Genomic DNA, 22384 nt, shown 5'->3' with positions numbered 1-22384 from the left:
TTCGCGGGGAGCCCCGGGGCGGGCGGGAGACACCCGCCCCGGGGGAGGCTCATTCGCCGGACGGTGCGGTCAGGGTCGTGCCGAGCCGGACCGGGGTGCCGAAGTCGGGCGTGCCGTCGGCGTTCCAGGTGAACTTCTGCGCGCGGGTCGACCGGTTCATGTCGCAGCCGCCGCCCGCGGAGTCGTTGGCGTGGTAGACGATCCAGTCCTCGGTGCCGTCGGGCGACTTGAAGAACCCGTTGTGGCCCGGCGCGAACACGCCGTTGCCGTCGTTGCGCTGGAACACCGGGTTGGGCGACTTCGTCCAGTGGGCGCGGTTGAGCGGGTCGGAGCCGGTCAGGGTGAGCAGGCCGAGCTTGTAGTCCGGGCCCCAGCACGCGCTGGCCGAGTACACGATCATCGTCCGCCCGTTGCGGTACAGCGGCTCCGCGCCCTCGTTGACCGGGGCCGTCTGCCGTTCCCAGGACAGCGTCGGCTGGCTGATCGTGCGGCGCGCGCCGCTGATCGTGTACGGGTTGGACAGCGGGGTGATGGTCAGCGACTGGGTGCCGTCCATCGCGCTGCCCATCAGGTACAGCCGCCCGTTGTGCTGCAGGATGCTCGGGTCGAGCTCCCAGGTGTTGCCGAGGTCGGCCTTGAAGCTGTAAGGGCCCATCGGGTCGGTGCCGGAGCTCTCCAGCACGTGCAACCGCTGCGTCGGGTTGTAGTCCGACACGTTCTGCCCGGCCACGTAGTACAGGTACCAGCGGCCGCCCAGCAGGAAGAACTCCGGCGCCCACATGTTGCAGCACCCGTTGGGCCTGGTCAGGTTGAAGATCACCTGGTCGGCCGCCGTGGACAGCCCGGCCAGCGTGCGCGACCGGCGCATCGTGATCGTGGAGTTCCACGTCGTCGTGGCCAGGTAGTAGTACCCGTTGTGGTACTGCAACCACGGGTCGGGGCCGTTGCGCTTGATCGGGTTGGTGAACGTGCCGGGCGCGGGCGCGCCCAGCCGCACCAACTGCCACTGCTGGTTCGTGCCGCCGGTGTCGGGCCACTGGATGAGCTGCGCGCCGTCCGCGGTGGAGAAGTCCAGCACGTCGACCGCCTTGCCGCTGGCGCGGTTGAGCAACCGGACATAGCCGCCCGCCGAGTCGGCCAGGCGGAACTGCTGGCCGGTGCGGTTGGCGTCGGTGTTCTGCACCAGCCCGGCGCGGTCGGCCGTGGAGGGGAAGTCCAGCACCTTGCCGCTGTGCCGGGACTTCAGCCGGTAGTAGCCGCCGCCGGAGTCCACGAACTGCCACTGCTGCCACGCGCCGTCGTTGCGCGTGTACTGCGAGATCCGGGCGCCGTCGGCGGTGGCCAGGTCGTAGACGTCCAGCGCCTTGCCGCTGTTGCGGTTGACCAGCACGTACGAGGCGTTGGTGTCGACCACGGCCGCCGACGCGGCGGTCGGCACGGCCACCGTGAGCGCTCCGAGCAGCGTGGTGACGGTGGCGAGGACGAGGCCGCCGCGGCTCGCGCGCCGATAAGTCGATCTCATGGTTGCTCTCCCTGCGACGCTGCATGGATGAACACGGTGACCCGCGGGCGTCGAGCCTGGTGCGGGCCGGTGGGACGGCGTGGCGGCGGATCGCGGTGCGGGCGGACGGGGTCGCCGTCTACTCGGCTCGCGCCTGTTAACGCTAACAGCAGGATCGACGACGGTTCAATAGCCGCGTAACATCGCCGGCTGCGCGACCCTCTGTAGTCGAAGATATTCGACAGATTAGGCCGATCGGCCGCATCACCCCTCTCTGTTAGCGATAACAGGTCTCCCGATTCCACGTCTGCCGGGAATTGAGCCGGAGCCGGCCGGGGAAACCCTTCGGTGACCGGTCGAACACGCCGCGCAACGCCATAGGGAGATTCAATAAGTCGCGCCACCCATAGCCAATGAAGGGTTCGACCGTTCAGAGGATTCCACATTACGAGACGCGACGCGTAACGTTGCGCGAACGGCAACCCGCCCGCATCCGCCCAGGGCTGGAGATCACTGCATGAGTGACGAGAACTCGGATAACAATGAATTCCTGGTCGTGCTCAACGACGAGGAGCAGTACTCGGTCTGGTTCGCCGACCGGGACCTCCCGCTGGGATGGCGGGCCGAGGGGACACGCGGCACCAGGGAAGACTGTCTAGCCCACATCGGCCGGGTGTGGACGGACATGCGCCCGCGCAGCGTCCGCGAGCACATCGCCGCGCACCGCGGCTGACACTCCACCCGGATCCACCCTCGCGCATTACGCACACCTGCCTCAAAAGGGCGGTCCAGGCTGCCCGGAATTGGTCTCCGCGAATTCCCGGTGGTCGGTTCGGTCGTGCGCGCCCGAAACACATTCATCGGGGAGGCATTGGTGCACACCGATTCGGTGCCCAGACTCGTGCCCGCGCTGCCGTTGCAGAGCGGAATGATCGCGGCCGGCTTGCGGGACCCGTCGGCCGGGACGGACGTCATCCAGTGCGTGCAGCACTGGCCGCACGGCCTGGACGCGGCGGTCTACCTGGCGGCGTGGCGGGCGGCCGTCGAACGGCACCCCATCCTGCGGACCCGGTTCACCTGGCGCGCGGACGGCGGCATGGAGCAGTGGCCGGGACCGGTCGACGACGTCCCGCTGCTGGTGGACGACTCGGTGGCGGACCTGGACGCGTTCCTGGCGGCCGACCGGCGGGCCGGGGTCGACCCGGTGTCCGCGCCGCCGCTGCGGGTCGTGGCGCTGCCCGGGAACGTCGCGGCGCTGCCGGGGGACGTGGTGGTGGCGACGTTCCACCACGCGATCCTCGACGGCCGGTCGCTGGCCATGCTGCTGGCCGAGATCGACGACGACTACGCGGCCCGGCTCGCGGGCGGCCCGCTGGAGTTCGTGCCACGCCCGGACTTCACCGACTACGCCCGGTGGTACGACGCCCGCACCGCGCCCGAGCACCCGCGCTACCTGGCCGACGAGCGGTTCTGGGCGGCGGAACTGGCCGGCTCGCCCGAGCCCGGTCCCCTGCCGCTGGAGCACGCCGGGCCGGACACACCGGTCATGGCCACCGCCGCGCTCGCCCTGTCCGATGCCGAGACCGAGTCGGTGCGGGCGTTGGCGGCACGGACGGGCGTCACGGTGAACACGCTGGTGCTGGCCGCGTGGGGCTTGGTGCTGACCACGCACGCGCACGCCGACGAGGCCGTGTTCGGGGTGACCAGGGCGGCTCGGCACGACACCGTCGACGGCGCGGCGGACATGCTCGGGCTGCTGCTGGCGACCGTGCCGCTGCGGCTGCCGGTGGACCGCACCGCGTCGGTGGCCGACTGGCTGCGGTCGGTGCGTGCGCGCGACCACCAGTTGTGCCCGCTGCCGGTGATCCAGCGCGCGGCCGGGCACGACGTGCCGCTGATGCGGAGCCTGGTGTTGTTCGAGCACCGGGAACTCGGCACGGTGCTGGCCGCGCGACCGTCCGCACCGCCCGGCAGGAGCGTGCGCATCCTGCGCACCCCCGGTTACGCCATGACGTTGTACGCCTTCGCCGAACCGCGCCTGAGCTTCCAGTTGATCCACGACACCGGCCGGTTCCCCCGGTGGGCCGCGGACGCGGTGCTGGCGCAGGTGCGCGACCTGCTCGCGGACATGGCCGAGGCGCCGGACCGCCCGGTGCGCGAGCTGGGCGGTCCGCGTGACCGGGCCGAGGTGTTGGGGCGGTGGAACGACACCGCGATCGACTACCCGGCGGACGCGACCGTGCCGGACCTGTTCGCCGAGCAGGTGCGGCTGCGGCCGGAGGCGGACGCGGTCTTCGACGGCGACCGGTGGATCGGCTACGCCGAGCTGGACGAGCGGTCGAACCGGCTGGCGCACGTGCTGGTGGCGCGGGGCGCGCGGGTCGACCGGCCGGTGGCGCTGTCGCTGCCGCGGGGTGCGGACTTCGTGGTCGCGGTGCTGGCCGTGCTGAAGACCGGCGCGGCGTACCTGCCGCTGGACCCGGCGAACCCGGCGGCGCGGGACGCGGTGGCGTTGCGCGAGACCGGCACGCCGCTGGTGGTGTCCGACCGGCCGCGCGCGCTGCCCGAGGGCGTCGCGTCGGTGGCGCTGTCCGAAGTGGACCTCACGGCGCAGTCGCCGGTGTTCCCGGTGGTCGCCACGCATCCGTTGGGCGTGGCGTACGTGAACTACACGTCCGGGTCGACCGGCAAGCCGAAGGGTGTGGCCGTGCCGCACCGGGGTGTGGTGCGGCTGGTGACGCGGCCGACGTTCGGGCGGTTCGGGCCGGGGCGGACGTTCCTGCACCTGTCCGCGACCGCGTTCGACCTGACCACGCTGGAGGTGTGGGGCGCGCTGCTGACCGGCGGTCGGGTGGTGCCCGCGCCCGCGGGCCCACCGGACCCGGCGGTGCTGGCCCGGTTGCTGCGCACGCACCGGGTGGACGTGCTGTGGCTGACCGCCGGGTTGTTCCACCAGCTCGACCCGTCGGTGGTGGCCGACGTGGAGCAGTTGCTGGCCGGTGGTGACGTGCTGGCCCCGGACGCGGTGCGCGCGGCGTTGGCGGCGCGCGGCGGCAAGCCGGTGGTCAACGGGTACGGGCCCACCGAGAACACCACCTTCACCACCTGTCACGTGGTGCGGTCGGCCGCGGACGTGGGCGCGACCGTGCCGATCGGCACGCCGATCCAGCGGACCACCGCGTACGTGCTGGACGAGGCGATGCGGCCGGTGGCGGTGGGTGTGCCCGGCGAGCTGTACACCGGTGGCGACGGGTTGGCGCGCGGGTACTGGGGCGCGCCTGCGTTGACGGCGGCGAAGTTCGTGCCGGACCCGTTCTCCTCGTCCGGCGGACGGCTGTACCGGACCGGCGACCTGGCGCGGTGGCGGACGGACGGGGTGCTGGAGTTCCTGGGGCGCGCGGACCGCCAGGTCAAGGTGCGCGGGTTCCTGGTGGAGCCGGCCGAGGTCGAGGCCGTGTTGGCGGCGCACCCGGCGGTCGCCGCGGCGGCCGTGCTGCCGTTCGGCGACGACGACGCCCGGCACCTGGTGGCCTACGTCGTGCCGAACGGCGACTTGGACATCGAGGACGTGCGCGCGCACGTCTCGGAACGGCTGCCCGCCTTCCTCTGCCCGGCGCGGTACGTGCCGCTGGCCGAGCTGCCGCTGAACCGCAGCGGCAAGGTGGACCGGGCGGCGCTGCGGTCGGTCCGTGCCCCGGGCGCGCGGGGCACGGACCGGACCTTGCCGTCGACCGCCACGCAACGGCGGTTGGCGCGGTTGTGGCAGGACCTGCTCGGCGGGTCGGAGGTGTGCGCGGAGGACGACTTCTTCGCGGTGGGCGGCAACTCGCTGCTCGCGGTGCGGCTGGCGTTCCGGGTGCGCGAGGAGTTCGGGGTCGAGGTGCCGGTCGCCGACCTGCACCGGGTCCGGACGCTGGCGGGGTGCGCGGCGGCGCTGGACGCCGCGGCTGGCTCGGTCGGTTCCCCGTCCGCGGGGATCACCCGGCGGGACCGGTCGGCGTACCTGGTGCCCGTGCCGCGCAAGCCCTCACCCGTCGGGCCGGTGGCGGACCACCTGGTGCTGCCGGGTGGCGCCGGTGACTGGGCGGCGTGGCGGTGGGTCGAGCTGCGCGGCACGGGGTTCGGCATCGAGCCGCTGCTGGCCGTGGCGAGCCCGGACGCGGCCCGTGCGGCGGAGGCGGTGACGGCGGCCGAGGACGCGGTGGGCGAGGCCCGGTGGGCGGCGTTCCGGGTGCTGCGGGACGCCGAGGACCGCGCCGGGGGCGAACGGCGGTCGGCGTTGCGGCGGATCGGCAGGCTGGTGCGCAAGGGCCGGTTCGCCGAGGCCCGCGCCACCGTGACCGCCCTGCCGGCCGCGGACCCGGTCGCCGTGGCCGGTGCGGACGCCGTCGACGCCGCGTTGGTCGCGGCGCAGGAGGCCGCCGCACGGCACGAGACCCTGCTCGCCGAGTACACGGCCCGGTTCGAGGCGGGTCGCGCGGCGGCCGCCGAGGTCTTGCGCGTGGTCAGCGGTGACGCCAGGTTCCGCGAGGCGGTGGCGTGGCAGAACCCGCGCGCCCTGCGGACGGCCGTCGACGCGTTGCACGCGGCGCTGTCCGGCGACCGGCCCGCGTCCCGCAACGTCGACTACCGCCGCTGGGAGCACACGGTCGTCAGCTACCTCCAGCGCTACTGCGCCAAGAACGACACCATCGGCTTCTTCGGGCCGGTCGGCTGGGCCAGGGTCGCGGACGACGCACCCGCCGCGATCACCGCGAAACCCGGGCCGGACCTCGTCGACTCGCGCACCACGTACCTGGAGAACTGGGCGGTCCAGCAGCTGGCCGAGGCGTTGACCACCGACGCCGTGCGGCCGTGGGCGGTGCCCCGGCGGATGCCGTTCGTCGACGTCGTGGGCGACACGCTGCACGTCCCGATGACCGGTCCCGTCCGGCTGCCCGCGGTGGACGCGGCGGTGCTGGCCGCCTGCGACGGGCTGCGCCGGGCGCCGGAGATCGCGCACGACCTCGACCGGCCGGTGGCGGACGTGCTGGCGACCCTGGAACGGCTGCGGCAGGCCAAGCGGATCGCGTGGACGTTGGAGGTGCCGCCGGAGGCGTTGGTGCCCGAAACGGCCCTGCGCGACCAGGTCGAGGCCATCGGCGACCCCGAGGTCCGGGCCGGGGCCGAGCGGGCGCTCGGCGAGGTCGAGCGTGCCCGGGACGAGGTGGCCGCGGCCGTCGGCGACCCGGACCGGTTGGTGCGCGCGATCGACGAGCTGCACGAGAAGTTCACCGCGATCACCGGCACGGCCGCCGTGCGGCGACCCGGCCTGTTCTACGCCGGTCGCACGGTGGTGCACGAGGAGTGCCGACGCGACCTCGACGTCACCCTCTCCCCCGCCTTGATGGAGACGCTGTGGACGCCGTTGTCGCTGGTGCTGGAGGCGGCACGGTGGTTCACCTCCGCCGGCGCGGCCCTGTACGGGCGGGCGCTGCGCGAGGTGTACCGGGAACGGGTCGCGGCCACCGGCTCGGACCGGGTGCGGCTGGCCGACTTCTGGCTGTGGGCCAACGACACCATCTTCCGGCTCGACGAGCGGCTGATCGGCCGGCTCGTCCGCAGCCTCCAGGACCGCTGGGCCGGCGCCCTCGGACCGGCCGCGCTGGACGGGCACGAGGTCCACTACCGGGTGCGGGACGTGCGGGACGCCGTGCTCAAGGCGTTCGCCACACCCCGACCGGGTTGGCGTGGCGCGGTCCAGCACAGCCCGGACGTCCTGATCGCGGCACGGGACGAGGACGCGATCCGGGCCGGTGACTACCGGTGGGTGCTCGGTGAGGTGCACCCCGGCGTGAACACCATGCGGTCGGCGTTGTTCGTCTCCCAGCACCCCGATCCGGCCCAGCTGCGCGCGGCGATGAGGCACGACATGGCGGGGCCGCGGGTCGTCCTGGCGACCACCCGCGAGCAGGGCGGCACGCCGCAACGGCTCGCCGACGCGCTGGTCTCGCCGGACGACCTGAAGATCGTGTTCGGGCACGACGCGTGCGGGCCGGGGTTGCGCGACGCGGTGCCGGTTGGCGCGTGCGAGGTGACCGAGGCCGGCGGGCGGCTGGTGGCGCGCAGCCGTGACGGCCGGGTGTGCCACGACCTGGTCGAGCTGCTCAACGAGCAGGTGATGGCGCAGTTGGTGCAGCACTTCCGGTTGGTGCCCGCGGGCGAGCACACGCCCAGGGTCAACCTGGACCGGTTGGTGGTGGCCAGGCAGGGCTGGCGGCTGCCCGCCGCGCGGTCGGCGTTCGCGTTCGCGGCGGACGAGGCGACCCGCTTCCTGCGGGCGCAGGCCTGGCGGCGTGAGCACGGCGTGCCGAGGTTCGTGTTCGTGAAGAGCCCGGTGGAGCACAAGCCGTTCTACGTGGACCTGGAGAGCCAGCCGTCCGTCGAGTTGTTCGCGCACGCGGTGCGCGCGCTGGACCGCGAGAGGCCGGACGCACCGCTGAGCGTGGGCGAGATGCTGCCCGGCCCGGACCAGCTGTGGTTGACCGACGCCGCGGGCTCCCGGCACACGGCGGAGTTCCGGGTCGTGGCGGTCGACCGCAGGGGGTGGCCCGAGGGCACCAGTACACGAGATGCCGGCACACGGGACGCCGGCGCACGAGATGCCGGTTCGACGGGTGTCGGTCCGAGGGGGGAGGGAGCGCGATGAGCGCGGTGATACCGGAGGGTCGGGCGGACGAGGTGTTCCGCTTCCCGGCTTCGTCCGGGCAGCGCAGGTTGTGGCTGGTCGACCAGCTGCTGCCCGCGAACCCGGTCTACAACATCGGCTGGCGCGTCGGCATCGACGGGCCGTTGGACGCCGAGGCGTTGGCGGCGGCGCTGGACGCGCTGGTCGCCCGGCACGAGGCGTTGCGGACGCGGTTCGCGGCCGAGGACGGCGTGCCGGTGCAGGTGGTGTCCGCGTCGGTGACCGTGCCGTTGGTGCGGCTGCCGTCCGGTGACGTGGACGCGGTGGTGCGCGAGGAGGTCGGCCGTCCGTTCGCGCTGCACGGCGGGCCGTTGCTGCGCGCGGGCCTGGTGCGGCTCGGACCGGACGAGCACGTGCTGGTCCTGGTGCTGCACCACACGATCGCGGACGGCTGGTCGTGCGCGGTGCTGTTCGACGAGCTGGCCCTGCTCTACGCGGCCGAGGCCGCCGGTGAGCCGCACGACCTGCCGGACCTGCCGGTGCAGTACCCGGACTACGCGGTGTGGCAACGGGAGCAGGTGGAGGCGGGCGCGTTCGCCGCCGACGCGGAGTTCTGGCGCGAGGCGCTGCACGGCGTGCCGACCGTGCTGCCGCTGCCGACCGACAGGCCGCGGCCGTCGACGCCCACCGGGCGCGGCGCGGAGCTGAGGGCGGCGCTGACCGTGCCGGACGGGTCGTTCGCCCGGCTGTTGGCGGTGTTCCAGTGCGTGCTGCACCGCGTGACCGGGCAGGCGGACTTCCTGGTCGCCACGCCGGTCGCGGCTCGCACCCTGCCGGAGACCGAGGGCCTGGTCGGGTTCGTGGCCAACACCCTGCCGCTGCGGGCGAGGTTCCACGCCGACACGACGTTCGGTGAGGTGGTCGCGGCGGCCGAGGAGGCGACCGTGGCCGCGCTCGCCCACCAGGACCTGCCGTTCGAGCAGCTGGTGGACATCGTCGCGCCGCAGCGGACGCTCGCCCACGCGCCGCTGGTGCAGGTGATGTTCGCGGTCGAGCCCGTGCCACCGGCGCGGGCGGCCGGTCCGATCACGTTGCGCCCCGAGGCGGTCGCGAACGGCGGGGCGAAGTTCGACCTGTCGTTGACCGTCGAACGGGCGGACGGGCGGTGGTTCGCCCGCTGGCAGTACGACACCGAGCTGTTCACGCCGGAGACGGTCGCCGCGCTGCACGCGGTGTTCGCCGCCGCCGTGCACGCCTCCCCCGCCGACCGGGTCGCCGAACTCCCGCTCGGCGACGACGCGCCGCAGGAACCCGCCGTCGACGTGCCCGCGCGGACCGCGGCGGACCTGGTGTTCGCCGCGCTGGCCGAGCACCCGGACGCGGTCGCCGTCGAGGGCGCGCTGACGTGCGGCGAGCTGGACCGCGCGGCGAACCGCCTGGCGCACGTGCTGCTCGCGGCGGGCGCGCGGCCCGACCAGCCGGTGGCGTTGTGCCTGGACCGCGGCGCGCCCATGGTGGTGGGCATCCTCGCCGCGTGGCGGGCGGGCGCGGGCTACCTGCCGCTGGACCCGTCGTGGCCGCCGGCCCGGCTCACCGCCATGGTCGCGGGCTCCGACGTGCCGGTGCTCGTCACCGACGGCGCGTCCCGTGCGACCACCGGACCGCTGACCGGCCCGTGGACCGAGGTGGACCTGGACACCGCCGACCTCGACGCCCGACCGGACACGCCGCCGCCGGCGGTGCCGCAGCACCCCGGCATGCTGGCCTACGTCATCCACACGTCCGGGTCCACCGGCAAGCCCAAGGGCGTGCGGTGCACCCAGGGCGGCCTGGCCGCGTTGCTGCGCGCGATGGGCGAGCTGACGCGGCTGACGCCCGACGACCGGCTCGCGTCCATCACCACGCCCGCCTTCGACGTCTCCACCGTGGAGATGCTCGCACCGCTCATCGGCGGCGCGACGCTCGTGGTGATCCCGGCGGACGACGTGGCCGACGGCGGGCTGCTGCGGGCGCGCATCGCCGAGACCGGTGCGACGGTCGTGCAGGGCGGCCCGGCGAGCTGGCGGATGGTCGTCGCGGCCGGTGGCGTGCCCGCGGGGGTGCGGCTGCGGATCAGCGGCGGCGAGGCGATGACCCGCGACCTGGCCGACGACCTGCAAACCGACGGCGCGACCCTGATCGACGGCTACGGCCCCACCGAGACCACGGTGTACTCGGCGGCCGGTGTGGTCTCGCCCGCGCCGGACCCCGTTCGGCTCGGCCCTGCGGTGCGGGGCACCTCGCTGCACGTGTTGGACCCGCTGATGCGCCCGGTGCCGCCGGGCGTGATCGGCGAGCTGCACATCGGGGGCGCCGGCGTGGCGCGCGGCTACCACGGGCTGCCGGGTCTGACGGCGGACCGGTTCCGCCCCGACCCGTTCGGCGGCACGCCCGGCGGGCGGCTCTACGCCTCCGGCGACCTGGTCCGCCGGCACGCCGACGGGAAGCTGGAGTTCCTGGGCCGCGCGGACCGGCAGCTCAAGGTGCGCGGCTACCGGATCGAGCCGGGCGAGGTCGAGGCCGTGCTCCGCGCCCACCGGGACGTGGCGCAGGCGGTCGTCGTGGCCTGGTCCGCGCACGCCGCCGACGTGCGGCTGGTCGCCTACGCGGTGCCCGCCGACCCGGGCGTGGACGAGGACGAGCTGCGTCGGCGGGTGCGCCCGCACCTGGCCGCGAGCCTGCCCGACTACATGCTCCCCGCCGCCGTGGTCGTGCTGCCCGCGCTGCCGCGCACCGGCACCGGCAAGATCGACCGCGACGCGCTGCCCGATCCGGTGTGGACGACCGAGGACGTCGAACGGGTCGAACCGCGTGACGACCGGGAACGGCGGCTGGCGCAGATCTGGCGCGAGGTGCTGAGCATGCCCGCGGACGCGCCGCTCGGCGTGCACGACAACTTCTTCGCCCTGGGCGGCCACTCGTTGACCGCGACCCAGATGCTGGCCCGCGTCCGCGTCGCGCTGGACGTGGACCTGCCGTTGGGCACGCTGTTCGCCGCGCCCACCATCGCCGAGCTGTGCGCGAACCTCGGCGGCGCCACCGGTGCGGCGGCCCGGGGACCGCTGCCGTTGCTCGACCAGCTCGACGAGCTGTCCGACGCCGAGATCGACCGCCTGCTCGGCGCCCTGGCCGACGAGGACGAGGCATGACCGGGGACGCGCTGGTCGTCGGCGCGGGGCTCGCCGGGTCGCTCACGGCCGTCTACCTGGCCCGGCGCGGGTTCGGCGTGCGGGTGCTGGAACGGCGCGGCGACCCGCGGTCGCCGGGCGTGCGGGAGGAGGGCCGGTCGATCAACCTCGGCCTGTCCCAACGCGGCATCGTCGCGTTGCGGGAGGTCGGTCTGCTGGAGCGGTTGGCGCCGCTGACCGTGCCCATGCGCGGCCGGGCCGTGCACCTGCCGGACGGCACGCTGCGGTTCCAGCCGTACGGGCTGGCCGAGGACCAGATCCTGCACTCCGTGCTGCGGCACGACCTGAACGTGGCGTTGGTGGACGAGGCCGAGCGGCTCGGCGTCGAGTTCTCCTGGGGCCGCCGGGTGACCGCCGTCGACCGGGCGAAACCCGCAGTCACCTCCGACGACGGGACCGTGCACACGGCCGACCTGATCGTCGGCGCGGACGGCGCGTTCTCCGCCGTGCGTGCGCAGCTGGGCCGCGGTCTGCGGATGGACCTGCACCAGGAGTTCCTGGAGTGGGGCTACAAGGAGCTGCTGATCCCGGTCGGTGACGACGGCGAGCCGCGCACCGAGCTGCGCGCGTTGCACGTGTGGCCGGGTGACGACGGCCTGATCGTGGCGCACCCCAACGCCGACGGCTCGCTCACCGCGACCGTGTTCCTGCCGTTCGAGGGCGAGCACGGGTTCGCCGGCCTCACCGAACCCGAGCGGGTGCGGTCGTTCTTCGCCCGCCGGTTCCCGGACACGCCGACCCTGATCCCGGACGTGGTCGAGCAGTTCCTGGCGCACCCGCCGGCCGGTCTGGTCACCGTGCGCACCGCGCCCTGGCACGTCACCACGGACGAGGGACGCGGTGTGGTGCTGATCGGGGACGCCGCGCACGCCGTGTACCCGTTCTTCGGGCAGGGCATGAACGCCGCGTTCGAGGACTGCTCGGTGCTCGACCGGTGCCTGGCCGCACATCCCGACGACCTGCCGAAGGCGTTGGCCGCGTTCGAGAACGCCCGTCGGCCCCACACCGACGTGCTGGCGGAGCTGTCCAAGCGCAACTTCGTGGAGCTGCGCGACAAGCTGCGCTCACCGCTGTTCACCCTGCGCAAGAAGGTGGACCTGGCGCTGCACCGGCTCTTCCCGGGCGCGTGGGTGCCGCTCTACACCCTGATCGCGCACACCACGGTCCCCTACGGCGAGGCGTTGGCGCGGGCCAGGCGGCAGGACCGCCTGCTCGGCGGCGTCACGGCCGCGCTGACCGGTGCGGCACTCGCGGGCCTGACCCACCGGTCCCGGAACAAAAGGCAGGTGAGTTGATGCTGATCCATCCGACCCACCAGGCCCACCCCCTGGTCGAGCCGGCGGACTTCGCCGCGCCTCGGCTTCCCGACGCGGTCGCGGCGCACGAACTGCCGCTGCGGACCGTGTTCGAGTGGGCCGGTGAGTACCTGTGCGGACCGCACCCGGACCTGGGGCGGCGAGGCGCGGTGTGCCCGTTCACCGACACGTCCCTGCAACGCGGGCTGTTCTACCTGTCCGTGCACCCCGGCACCCCGCAGCGGCCCGACGACCTGGCCGCGCTGCTCCTGCACTACCGCGACTGGTTCGCCGAGCTGGAGCCCAGGAGGGGGCCGGGCGCGCAGTTCAAGACCATCCTGGTGCTGTTCCCGGACCTGACCGAGTTCGACGTGGTGGACCGGGCGCAGGCGCTGCTCAAGCCGCAGTACACCCGCGACGGGTTGATGGTGGGCGAGTTCCACCCCGGACCGCCGCAGAAGGCGGGCCTGTGGAACCCCGTCTTCCGGCCGCTGCACAGCCCGGTGCCGCTGCTGGCGATCCGGCACATGGTGCCCACCGACTTCCCGTTCCTGCGGGACGACGACACCACCGTGGCCGCCTACCTCGAACGGTTCGGCGACCGGGTGCCGACGCACCTGCGCGACCACGTGCGCGCCGCCGCCGACCGGCTGACCAGGTCCGGGAGCACCTCATGACCGAGCTGTCGGACACCGACCGCACCACCGCGTCGGCGCGCAAGCGCGAGCTGGTGGCGCAACGGCTGCGCGCCCGTGCCGCCGCCCCCACGGCGTACCCGCTGTCGTTCGGGCAGCAACGCCTGTGGTTCCTGGACAAGTTCTCCCCCGGCAGCGCCGTCTACAACGTGCCGGTCGCGCTGCGACTGCGCGGCACGCTCGACCCGGCCGCGTTGCGCCGCGCGCTGGACGTGCTGGTCGACCGGCACGCGTCGCTGCGCACCACGTTCCCCGACTCCGGCGGTGAGCCGGTGCAGCTCGTCGCGCCCACCGGCGCCGCCGTCCTCACCACCCACGAGTTGCCGGTGCGCGATCCCGCCGGCGGTGACCGGGACGAGCAGGCGCAGCGGTTCGCCGACGAACGCGGCGGCATCGGGTTCGACCTGCACCGGGGGCCGCTGTTCACGGCGAGCCTGGGCCGGTTCGCCGACGCCGACGACGACCACGTCCTGGTGCTCAGCCTGCACCACATCATCGCCGACGCGTGGTCGTTGTCGGTGCTGCTCGGCGAGCTGGGTCAGGCGTACGACGCGGCGCTGGACGGCCGCCGGCCGGACCTGCCCGCGCTGCGGTTGCAGTACCCCGACTTCGCGGTCTGGCAGCGGGACCGGATGGCCGACGACGTCGTCGCCGGTCACCTGGACCACTGGGCGCGGCACCTCGCGGGCGCCCCGGAGCTGCTGACGCTGCCGACCGACCGGCCACGACCACCGGTGGTCACCTACCGGGGCGCGCTGCACTACGGCCACCTCCCCGTCGGCCCGCTCGAAGAGCTGGCCCGCGCGCACGGCGCCACCCTGTACATGGTGCTGCTGGCTGGGTTCGCGGCCCGGCTCGGCCGGTTGGCCGGTCAGGACGACGTGGTGGTCGGCACGCCGGTCGCCGGGCGTGCGCACCCCGACCTGGAAGGCCTGATCGGGTTCTTCGTCAACACGCTCGCGTTGCGCGCGCACGTGGGCGGCGATCCGACGTTCACCGAGCTGCTGGGGCGCGTCCGACAGGTGGTCACGGACGGGCTCGCGCACGCCGACCTGCCGTTCGAGCGCCTGGTGGAGCACCTGAGCCCGCAGCGCAGCACCGGCCACGCGCCGATCTACCAGGCCCAGCTGATCCTGACCAACACACCGCCGTTGGCCATCGCGATGGCCGGGCTGCACGTCACGCCGCTGGTGCCCGACCCGAAGGTGGCCAAGTTCGACCTGACGGTGGCCGCCGACCAGCAGGGCGACGTGCTGTCCCTCGGCGTGGAGTACAGCACCGACCTGTTCGACGAATCGACCGTCGCCGAGTTCACCGACCGGCTGATCGCGCTGCTGACCGCCGCCGCCGAGCACCCGGAACGGCGGATCAGCGCACTGGACGGGCTGACCGGCCTGCGCCGGTGGGAGGTCCTGCGGGGCGACAACGCCACCGACCTGGAGCTGCCGCCCGCCCGCACCGCGCTGGACCTGGTCGCGGGACGGGGCACGGCGGTGTCCGGTGTGGACTCACAACTGACCTACGCCCAGCTGGACGCACGCGCCGAACAGGTCGCCGCGCTGCTGCGAGCGCACGGCGTGGGCCTCGGGTCGGCGGTCGCGCTGTGCCTGCCGCGCTCCCCCGACCTGGTCGCCGCCGTCCTGGGCGTGTGGAAGGCGGGAGCCGCGTACGTGCCGCTCGACCCGGGCTGGCCGGGCGACCGGTTGGCGTCGATGCTCGCCGACTCGGGCGCGGCCGTGCTGGTCACGGGCCGGGAGCTGCCGTTCGGCGGCACGGTGCTGGGCCTCGCCGACGCGGACCGGTTCGAGCCGGAGCCCGTGCCGTCGCCCGCGTCCGGCGAGGACCTGGCGTACGTGATCTACACGTCCGGGTCGACGGGCACGCCCAAGGGTGTGGAGGTGCCGCACCGGGCGGTGGTGAACCTGCTCGTGTCGTTCCAGCGGCTGCTGGCCCTGACCGCCGAGGACCGGCTGGCCGCGGTGACCACGTTGTCGTTCGACATCTCGGTGCTGGAACTGCTGCTGCCGTTGACGGCCGGGGCGGAGGTGCTGGTCGTGCCGCCGGACGTGGCCGCCGACGGCACGGCGCTGCGCGGGTTGCTGAGCCACCGCGAGGTCACCGCGTTGCAGGCCACGCCGGCGACGTGGCGGCTGCTGCACGCGGCGGGCGGGGTGCCCGCCGGGGTCGTGACGCGGATCTGCGGCGGCGAGGCGTTGCCGCGCGACCTGGCCGACGACCTGCTGACCGACAACGCGTTGCTGTGGAACGCCTACGGGCCGACCGAGACGACGGTGTGGTCGTCCGCCGGTCTGGTCGAGCCCTCCCCCGCGCCGGTGGTCCTCGGGCCGCCGATCGGCAACACCCGGCTGTACGTGCTGGGTCCGGGGCTGGAGCCGGTGCCGCCGGGTGTGGTCGGCGAGCTGCACATCGGCGGTGCGGGCGTGGCGCGCGGTTACCACGACCGGCCGGGGTTGACCGCGAGCCGGTTCGTGCCCGACCCGTTCGCCGAGGAGCCCGGACGGCGGCTGTACGCGACGGGCGACCTGGTGCGGCACCGGTCGGACGGCACGCTGGAGTTCCTGGGCCGCGCCGACCACCAGGTGAAGGTGCGCGGGTTCCGGATCGAGCTCGGCGAGGTCGAGGCCGCCCTGCTGGCGTCCGGCGAGGTGCGGGAGGCCGTCGTGCTGGCCGCCGACGACCGCCTCGTCGCGTACGTGGTGCCGGGCGCGGGGGTGGCGCGGGACGGGTTGTGGCCCCGGTTGCGGACGCGGTTGGCCGAACGGCTGCCGGACTACATGTTGCCGGCGGCGGCCGTGGTGCTGGACGCGTTCCCGTTGACGCCCAACGGCAAGACCGACCGCAAGGCGCTGCCCGCACCCGTGTGGGACGTCTCGGGCGAGCGGGTGCCGCCGCGTGACGCGGTGGAGGAGGTGCTGGCGGACATCTGGGTCGAGGTGCTCGGCGTGCCGGACGTGGGCGTGCACGACGACTTCTTCCTGCTCGGCGGCCATTCGCTGCTCGCGGCGAAGGTGTTGGCCAGGGTGCATGCCGTGTTCGCGGTGTCGGTGCCGATCGGCCGGATGTTCGCCGCGCCGACCGTCGCCGGGATCGCCGCCGCGCTGGTGGCGTCGGACGACCCGCCCGGGCGGGTGGCCGCGGTGGCCGAGCTGCGGCGGCAACTGGCCGGGATGTCGGCCGAGGAGGTCGAGTCGATGCTCGGTGAGGCGAGGTGAGCGCGGCGGGCACGGCGGGCACGGCCGGCTTGCGGCGCTTCGCCGTGGTCTGGGCCGGTCAGCTGGTGTCGGTGATCGGCTCCGCGCTGACCGCTTTCGTGCTCGGCGTGTGGGTGTACCTGGGCACGGGTTCGGTGACGACCTTCGTGCTGATCCAGTTCTGCGCGGTGGTGCCCGGCATCCTGCTCGCCCCCTACGCGGGCGTGGTGGCCGACCGGTACGACCGCAGGCGGATCATGCTGGTCGCGGACTGCGGCGCGGGCGTGGTGACGGCCCTGCTGCTGGTCGCGGTGTCGACCGACGCGTTGGCGCTGTGGCAGGTGTACGCGGCCACCGCGCTGACCGCGACGCTGAACTCGTTCCACATCATCGCCTACACGGCGCTGGTGCCGGCCTTGGTGCCCAAGGAGCACCTGGGCCGGATCAACGGGCTGATGCAGATCACGCACGGCGTGCAGATCGCCGCGCCGCTGGTCGCGGGCGCGTTGCTGGGCCTGGTGGGGCTGCGGGGCGTGCTGCTGGTCGACCTGGTGTCGATGGTGTTCGCGGTGGGCGCGTTGGTGCTGGCCCGCCTGCCCGACGACGCCGTGCGACCGGCGGGGTCGTCGGAGGAGAAGCGCGAGGGCATCGGCGCGGGCCTGAGGTGGCTGCGCGGCGCGCCCGGCTTGTTCGCGTTGTGCGCGGTGTTCGGGGTGTGGAACTTCCTGTTCGCCATCGCGGGCGGGTTGGTGCAGCCGTTGATCCTGTCGTTCTCCGGTCCCGCCACGCTGGGCGTGCTGATGGCCGCGGGCGGCAGCGGGCTGTTCGTCGGCGGGCTGGTGATGGGCGTGTGGGGCGGGCCGAAACGCCGGGTGCACGGCATCTACCTCGGGGTGGCGCTGGGCGGGGTGTTCCTGGTGCTGCACTCGCTCGCGCCGTCGCCGTGGCTGATCGGCGTGGCCGCGCCCGCGTTCCTGTTCACCCTGCCGTTGATCAACACGTGTTGCGTGACGTTGTTGCAGACCAAGGTCGACCCGGCGGTGCTGGGCCGGGTGCTGGCCGTGGTGCGGGTGCTGAGCACCGCCGCGATGCCCGTCGCGTTCCTGATGATCGGGCCGCTGACCGACGGCGTGGCCGAACCCCTGATGGCCGTCGACGGTCCGCTGGCCGGTGGCGTCGGCGCGCTGATCGGCGTGGGCGAGGGCCGCGGCATCGCCCTGATCTTCCTGGTCGTCGGCGTGCTGATGCTGGCGCTGGCGGCCTACGCCTGGTCCAGGCCCCGGCTGCGGGCCGTGGACGACCTACCCGACGCGGTGCCCGACGAGACGCCGTCGCCTGAGAGGACACTGGGATGACCGAGCTCTCCGAGCACCGCGAACGCCTGCTGGCGAAGCTGCTCGCGGAACGCGGCCTGGCCGCCGCACCCCGCCGGGCGGTGCCCCCTCGGCCCGAGGGCGCGGTCGTGCCGCTGACGGGCAACCAGCGCGGCCTGTGGCTGACCGGGCGGCTCGGCCTGGACGCGGGCGCGTACGTCATGTTCGCCGCGCTGCGGATCACCGGCGAGGTCGACGAGGACCGGTTGCGCGCGGCCGTGCGGACCGTGATGGGCCGGCACGAGGCGTTGCGCACCCGGGTCGTGGACACCGACGGGGTGCCCGAGCAGCAGGTGCTGGACGACGTGCCCCCGGACGTGGCCTTCTCGTCGGTCTCCGGCGAGGACGAGTTGGACGCGGTCGTCGCGTCCGAGGTGGACACGCCGTTCGACCTGGCCGTCGCGCCGTTGCTGCGGGTACGGGTGGTGCGGGTCGGGCCGGGTGACACGGCGATCGTGTTCAGCGCGCACCACATCGTGTGCGACGACCTGTCGCTCGGCGTGGTGGCGACCGAGGTGGGCGACGTCTACGCGGGCGTGACGCCGGAGCAGGTCGGCGCGCAGTTCCCCGACTACGCGCACTGGCAGGCGGGCCGGCTCGCCGACGGCGAACGGCAGCGGCAGCTGGACCACTGGCACGACCGGTTGTCCGGCGCGCCGGACGTGCTAGACCTGGCGCTGGACCGGCCCCGGACGCCGAACCGCACCACCGCGGGCGGCAGCCACCGGTTCACCGTGCCCGCCGCGCTGGCCGGGAAGCTGGCCGAGGTGACCCGGGCGCACGGCTGCACCACGTTCGCCGGCCTGCTGGCCGCGTTCGGCGTGCTGCTGGCACGCCGGTCGGGCGCGGACGACCTGGTGATCGGCTCGCCGACCACGCACCGGCCGTTCCCCGAGTTGGAGCGCTCGGTCGGCATGTTCGTCACCACCACCGCGCTGCGGCTGGACCTGTCCGGCGACCCCACCGTGGCCGACCTGCTCGGTCGGGCCCGGGCCACCGCGATCGACGCGCTCGACCACGCCGAGGTGAGCTTCGACGAGGTGGCCGCACGGGTCGCGCCGCGCCGCGACCTCGCGCACCACCCGCTGTTCCAGGTGATGCTGGTGCTCAACCGGGGCGGCCGGACCGGCACGTGGGCCGGCATGACCGCGGCGGAGCTGCCGGTCGACCGCGCGACCAGCCGGTTCGACCTCACCCTGCACGTGCGCGAGACCGACGGCGACTGGCCCGCGAACCTCGACTACAGCACGGACGTGTTCGACGCCGACACCGTGGCACGGCTGGCCGACCACCTGGTGGCGGTGCTCGCCGCGCTGCTGGCCGACCCGTCCGCCCGGCTGTCCGCGGTGGACACGACGACGAAAGCCGACCGCCTGGCCGCCGGGCGGCTCAACGGCGAACCGCAGGACGGCCTCGACCCCGGGCTGTCGATCCGCCCGCCCGCCGTGCTCGGCCGGATCGCCGAGCAGGTCGCCGCCCACCCCGACGCCACCGCCGTGCTGGACCTGGCCGACGGCGCGGAGTTGACGTTCGCGCGGCTCGACCGGCGGGCCAACCGGGTGGCGCACCTGCTGGCCGGGTGGGGTGTCGGCCCGGAGACGCCGGTGGGCCTGGCGGTGAAGGCGGGGCCGCACGCGCTGGTGGCGCTGCTGGCCGTGCTCAAGGCCGGTGGCGCGTACGTGCCGCTCGACCCGGCGCACCCGCCGGCCCGGCTGGCCGGGCTGCTGGCCGACTGCGGCGCGCCCGTGGTGATCACCGCGCCGGGTGACCGCGACCGGTTCGGCGGGTTCCGCGGTGCGCTGCTGGACACCGGCGACGACGCGTTCACCGGCGAGGCCGACGCGCCGCCGCCCGCGGTCGTGCCCGTCGACGGGTTGGCGTACGTCGTGTACACCTCGGGTTCGACCGGTGTGCCCAAGGGTGTGCAGGTGCAGCACGACACGTTGGCCAACCTGACCGGGGCGTTCATCGACCTGCACGGGTTCGCGCCGGGGCAGCGGATCCTGATGGTCCCGCCGTTGAGCTTCGACGCGTCGGTGGGCGACGTGTTCCCGGCGTGGTGCGCGGGCGCGGCCGTCGTCCTGCACCCGGAACCGGCGGCGATCGGCGGCGCGGACCTCCTCCGGCTCTGCGCCGACCACGCCATCACGGCGGTCGACTCCCCCGCCGCCCTGTTCAAGCGCTGGGTCGCGGACCTGGCGGGCCTCGACGTCGACCCCGGTCCGCTGTCGGTGATGATGATCGGCGGCGAGGCGGTGCCGCCGGCCGCGGTCGCCGACTGGGCCGCGTCGACCGGCGGGAAGGTGGCGCTGGTCAACCACTACGGCCCCACCGAGACCACGGTCTGCGCCACGGCCTATCGCACGGTCGACGCGAGCGAGGTCGACCCGCGTGCGGCGACGTTGCCGATCGGGCGACCGCTGCCCGGTGTGCGGGCGTACGTGCTGGACTCGAACCTGCGCACGGCGCCCGTCGGCGTGCCGGGCCAGTTGTACATCGGCGGCACCGCACCCGCACGCGGCTACCGGGGCGATCCCGCGCGCACCGCGTCGGCGTACCTGGCGGACCCGACGGTAGTCGGCGGTCGGATGTACGCCACCGGCGACCTGGCACGGCTGCTGCCCGACGGCACGCTGGAGTTCCTGGGCCGGGTGGACGACCAGGTCAAGCTGCGCGGCCACCGGATCGAGCCGGGCGAGGTGCGGGCGGCGCTGCTGGCGCACCCGGCGGTGGCCGAGGCGGCGGTGGCGGTGCGCGGCGACACCCTCGTGGCCTACCTCGTGCCGCGGGCACGGGCGGCCGCGCCCGAACTGGACGACGTGCGCGCGTTCTGCGCCGGACGGCTGCCGGACGCGATGCTGCCCGGCGCCGTCGTGGCGCTGGACGAGTTGCCGCTCACCCGGCACGGCAAGGTCGACCTGTCGGCGCTGCCCGAGCCCGACCCGACGGCCCGGCAGACGCCGTACGAGCCGCCGCGCACACCGGTCGAGCGGACGCTGGCCGAGATCTGGTCCGAGGTGCTGGGCGTGCCGATGGTCGGCCGCCGGGACAGCTTCTTCGGCCTGGGCGGGCACTCGCTGATCGCCGCCGCGGTGCTGGCCAGGGTGCGCTCGCTGCTGGGCGTGACCGTGCCGCTGCGCGCCCTGTTCGCCACCGCGGACCTGGCCGAACTGGCCGAGGTGGTGGAGCAGGCCGCCGCGTCGGACCACACGTTCGCCAAGCGCTACAAGTCCGGCCTGCCGTCCGTGCCGCAGATGCGGGTCGACGCGGTACCACCGGACGACATCGAGGTGCGGCACCCGGTGCGGACGGGGCCCGCGGAACGGGTGCTGCTGACCGGCGCGACCGGGTTCCTCGGCGCGCACCTGCTGGGTGAGCTGCTGTCCCGCACGGACGCCCGGGTGCACTGCCTGGTCCGGGCGGAGACGCCGGCCGTCGCCCTGGCGCGCGTCCGGGCGAACCTGCGGCGTGCGCGCCTCGACGTGCCGGAAGAGCAGTTGGCCAGGGTGGTGCCGGTGGTCGGCGACATGTCCCAGCCGCTGCTGGGCCTGGCGGAGAAGGACTTCGACGCGCTGGCCGAGAGCATGGACGCGATCTACCACAACGGCGCGGTGATGAACTTCGTCCTCACCTACCAGTGGATGATGCCGCCGCACGTGGGCAGCACGGTGGACGTGCTGCGGCTGGCCACCCGGTACGCGACCAAGCCGCTGCACCTGATGTCGACGCTCGGCGTGTTCCTCGGCGCGAACTACGACCGGCAGCTGATCACCGAGGCCGACCGGCCCGAGGACCCGACCGGCCTGGACACCGGGTACCACACCACCAAGTGGGTGGCCGACATGATGGGCGTGCTCGCACGGGACCGGGGCGTGCCGGTGTCGATCCACCGCATCGCCGCGATCGTGGGCGACGTGCGCACCGGGACGGCGAAGACCGAGTCCTACCTGAGCAGGCAGATCGCGACCTGCGCGCACGCGGGCGCGGTGCCGAGGACGCCGGACGTGATCGACATGCTGCCCGTCGACCGGCTCGCGGCCGCGATCGCGGGCATCTCCACCCGGCCGTCGCCGCACGGTGCGGACTCCCCCGGCGGGGACTTCCACTACTACCGGGCCGACGGGTTCAGCTACGCCGACCTGGGCGAGGTGCTCACCGAGAAGGGCTACCCGACCCGGCTGCTGGAGTACGCGGACTGGCGCTCGTTGATGCTGGAGAGCCCGGACAGCGCCTTCGGGCCGCTGGCGTTCGGCCTGACCACCACGCACCGGGCGCACCCGGTGTTCGACTGCTCGGCCACGTGGGACGCCGCGGCGTCGTGCGGGGTGGAGTTCCCGCCCGCCGACGCGGAGATGGTCTCCCGCCACGTGGACTTCCTCGCCGCCGCGGGCGTGCTGCCGGAAAGGGGCTGACC

The 22384-nt window shown here is 74.1% G+C and carries 9 protein-coding genes; 8 read left to right on the top strand and 1 reads right to left on the bottom strand.

The window, feature by feature from the left end:
* Window positions 1-49 precede the first annotated feature (49 nt).
* Window positions 50-1522, bottom strand: coding sequence for a family 43 glycosylhydrolase (locus ACYVLT_RS00210; protein ID WP_461117986.1), 1473 nt, complete (start codon window positions 1520-1522; stop codon window positions 50-52).
* A gap of 496 nt (window positions 1523-2018) precedes the next feature.
* On the opposite strand from ACYVLT_RS00210, the gene ACYVLT_RS00205 reads away from it, so the two are divergent.
* The 8 genes from ACYVLT_RS00205 (at window position 2019) to ACYVLT_RS00170 (ending at window position 22382) form a co-directional block, all read left to right on the top strand.
* Window positions 2019-2234 carry an MbtH family protein gene (locus ACYVLT_RS00205; RefSeq protein ID WP_461117985.1) on the top strand — a complete coding sequence of 72 codons (216 nt, stop codon included), beginning with the start codon at window positions 2019-2021 and terminating at the stop codon, window positions 2232-2234.
* 141 nt (window positions 2235-2375) lie between these two features.
* Complete coding sequence (locus ACYVLT_RS00200) at window positions 2376-8189, top strand: amino acid adenylation domain-containing protein (protein WP_461117984.1); 5814 nt, start codon at window positions 2376-2378, stop codon at window positions 8187-8189.
* Window positions 8186-11356 carry an amino acid adenylation domain-containing protein gene (locus ACYVLT_RS00195; RefSeq protein WP_461117983.1) on the top strand — a complete coding sequence of 1057 codons (3171 nt, stop codon included), beginning with the start codon at window positions 8186-8188 and terminating at the stop codon, window positions 11354-11356. Before ACYVLT_RS00200 ends, ACYVLT_RS00195 begins: the two co-directional genes overlap by 4 nt.
* Window positions 11353-12690, top strand: a complete 1338-nt coding sequence (locus ACYVLT_RS00190; protein WP_461117982.1) for an FAD-dependent oxidoreductase — start codon at window positions 11353-11355, stop codon at window positions 12688-12690. Before ACYVLT_RS00195 ends, ACYVLT_RS00190 begins: the two co-directional genes overlap by 4 nt.
* The gene (locus ACYVLT_RS00185) at window positions 12690-13367 is read left to right on the top strand and encodes a DUF6875 domain-containing protein (protein ID WP_461117981.1); all 678 of its coding nucleotides are present in this window, start codon (window positions 12690-12692) and stop codon (window positions 13365-13367) included. Before ACYVLT_RS00190 ends, ACYVLT_RS00185 begins: the two co-directional genes overlap by 1 nt.
* The gene (locus tag ACYVLT_RS00180; protein ID WP_461117980.1) at window positions 13364-16618 is read left to right on the top strand and encodes an amino acid adenylation domain-containing protein; all 3255 of its coding nucleotides are present in this window, start codon (window positions 13364-13366) and stop codon (window positions 16616-16618) included. Before ACYVLT_RS00185 ends, ACYVLT_RS00180 begins: the two co-directional genes overlap by 4 nt.
* Window positions 16615-17952 (top strand): MFS transporter, encoded by a 1338-nt coding sequence (locus ACYVLT_RS00175; protein WP_461117979.1) that lies wholly within the window; start codon window positions 16615-16617, stop codon window positions 17950-17952. Before ACYVLT_RS00180 ends, ACYVLT_RS00175 begins: the two co-directional genes overlap by 4 nt.
* Window positions 17949-22382, top strand: a complete 4434-nt coding sequence (locus ACYVLT_RS00170) for a non-ribosomal peptide synthetase family protein (protein ID WP_461117978.1) — start codon at window positions 17949-17951, stop codon at window positions 22380-22382. The genes ACYVLT_RS00175 and ACYVLT_RS00170 overlap by 4 nt, the downstream gene beginning before the upstream one ends.
* Window positions 22383-22384 lie beyond the last annotated feature (2 nt).

Source organism: Saccharothrix stipae (assembly GCF_054781895.1).
Note: the sequence above shows the minus strand (reverse complement) of the source record. Positions and strands in the feature narration are given on the sequence as shown.

Bases quoted from the DNA above. Each gene is read 5' to 3' on its own strand.
- ACYVLT_RS00210 (WP_461117986.1), bottom strand. From the start codon at position 1,522: ATGAGATCGACTTATCGGCGCGCGAGCCGCGGCGGCCTCGTCCTCGCC.
- ACYVLT_RS00205 (WP_461117985.1), top strand. From the start codon at position 2,019: ATGAGTGACGAGAACTCGGATAACAATGAATTCCTGGTCGTGCTCAAC.
- ACYVLT_RS00195 (WP_461117983.1), top strand. From the start codon at position 8,186: ATGAGCGCGGTGATACCGGAGGGTCGGGCGGACGAGGTGTTCCGCTTC.
- ACYVLT_RS00190 (WP_461117982.1), top strand. From the start codon at position 11,353: ATGACCGGGGACGCGCTGGTCGTCGGCGCGGGGCTCGCCGGGTCGCTC.
- ACYVLT_RS00185 (WP_461117981.1), top strand. From the start codon at position 12,690: ATGCTGATCCATCCGACCCACCAGGCCCACCCCCTGGTCGAGCCGGCG.
- ACYVLT_RS00180 (WP_461117980.1), top strand. From the start codon at position 13,364: ATGACCGAGCTGTCGGACACCGACCGCACCACCGCGTCGGCGCGCAAG.
- ACYVLT_RS00170 (WP_461117978.1), top strand. From the start codon at position 17,949: ATGACCGAGCTCTCCGAGCACCGCGAACGCCTGCTGGCGAAGCTGCTC.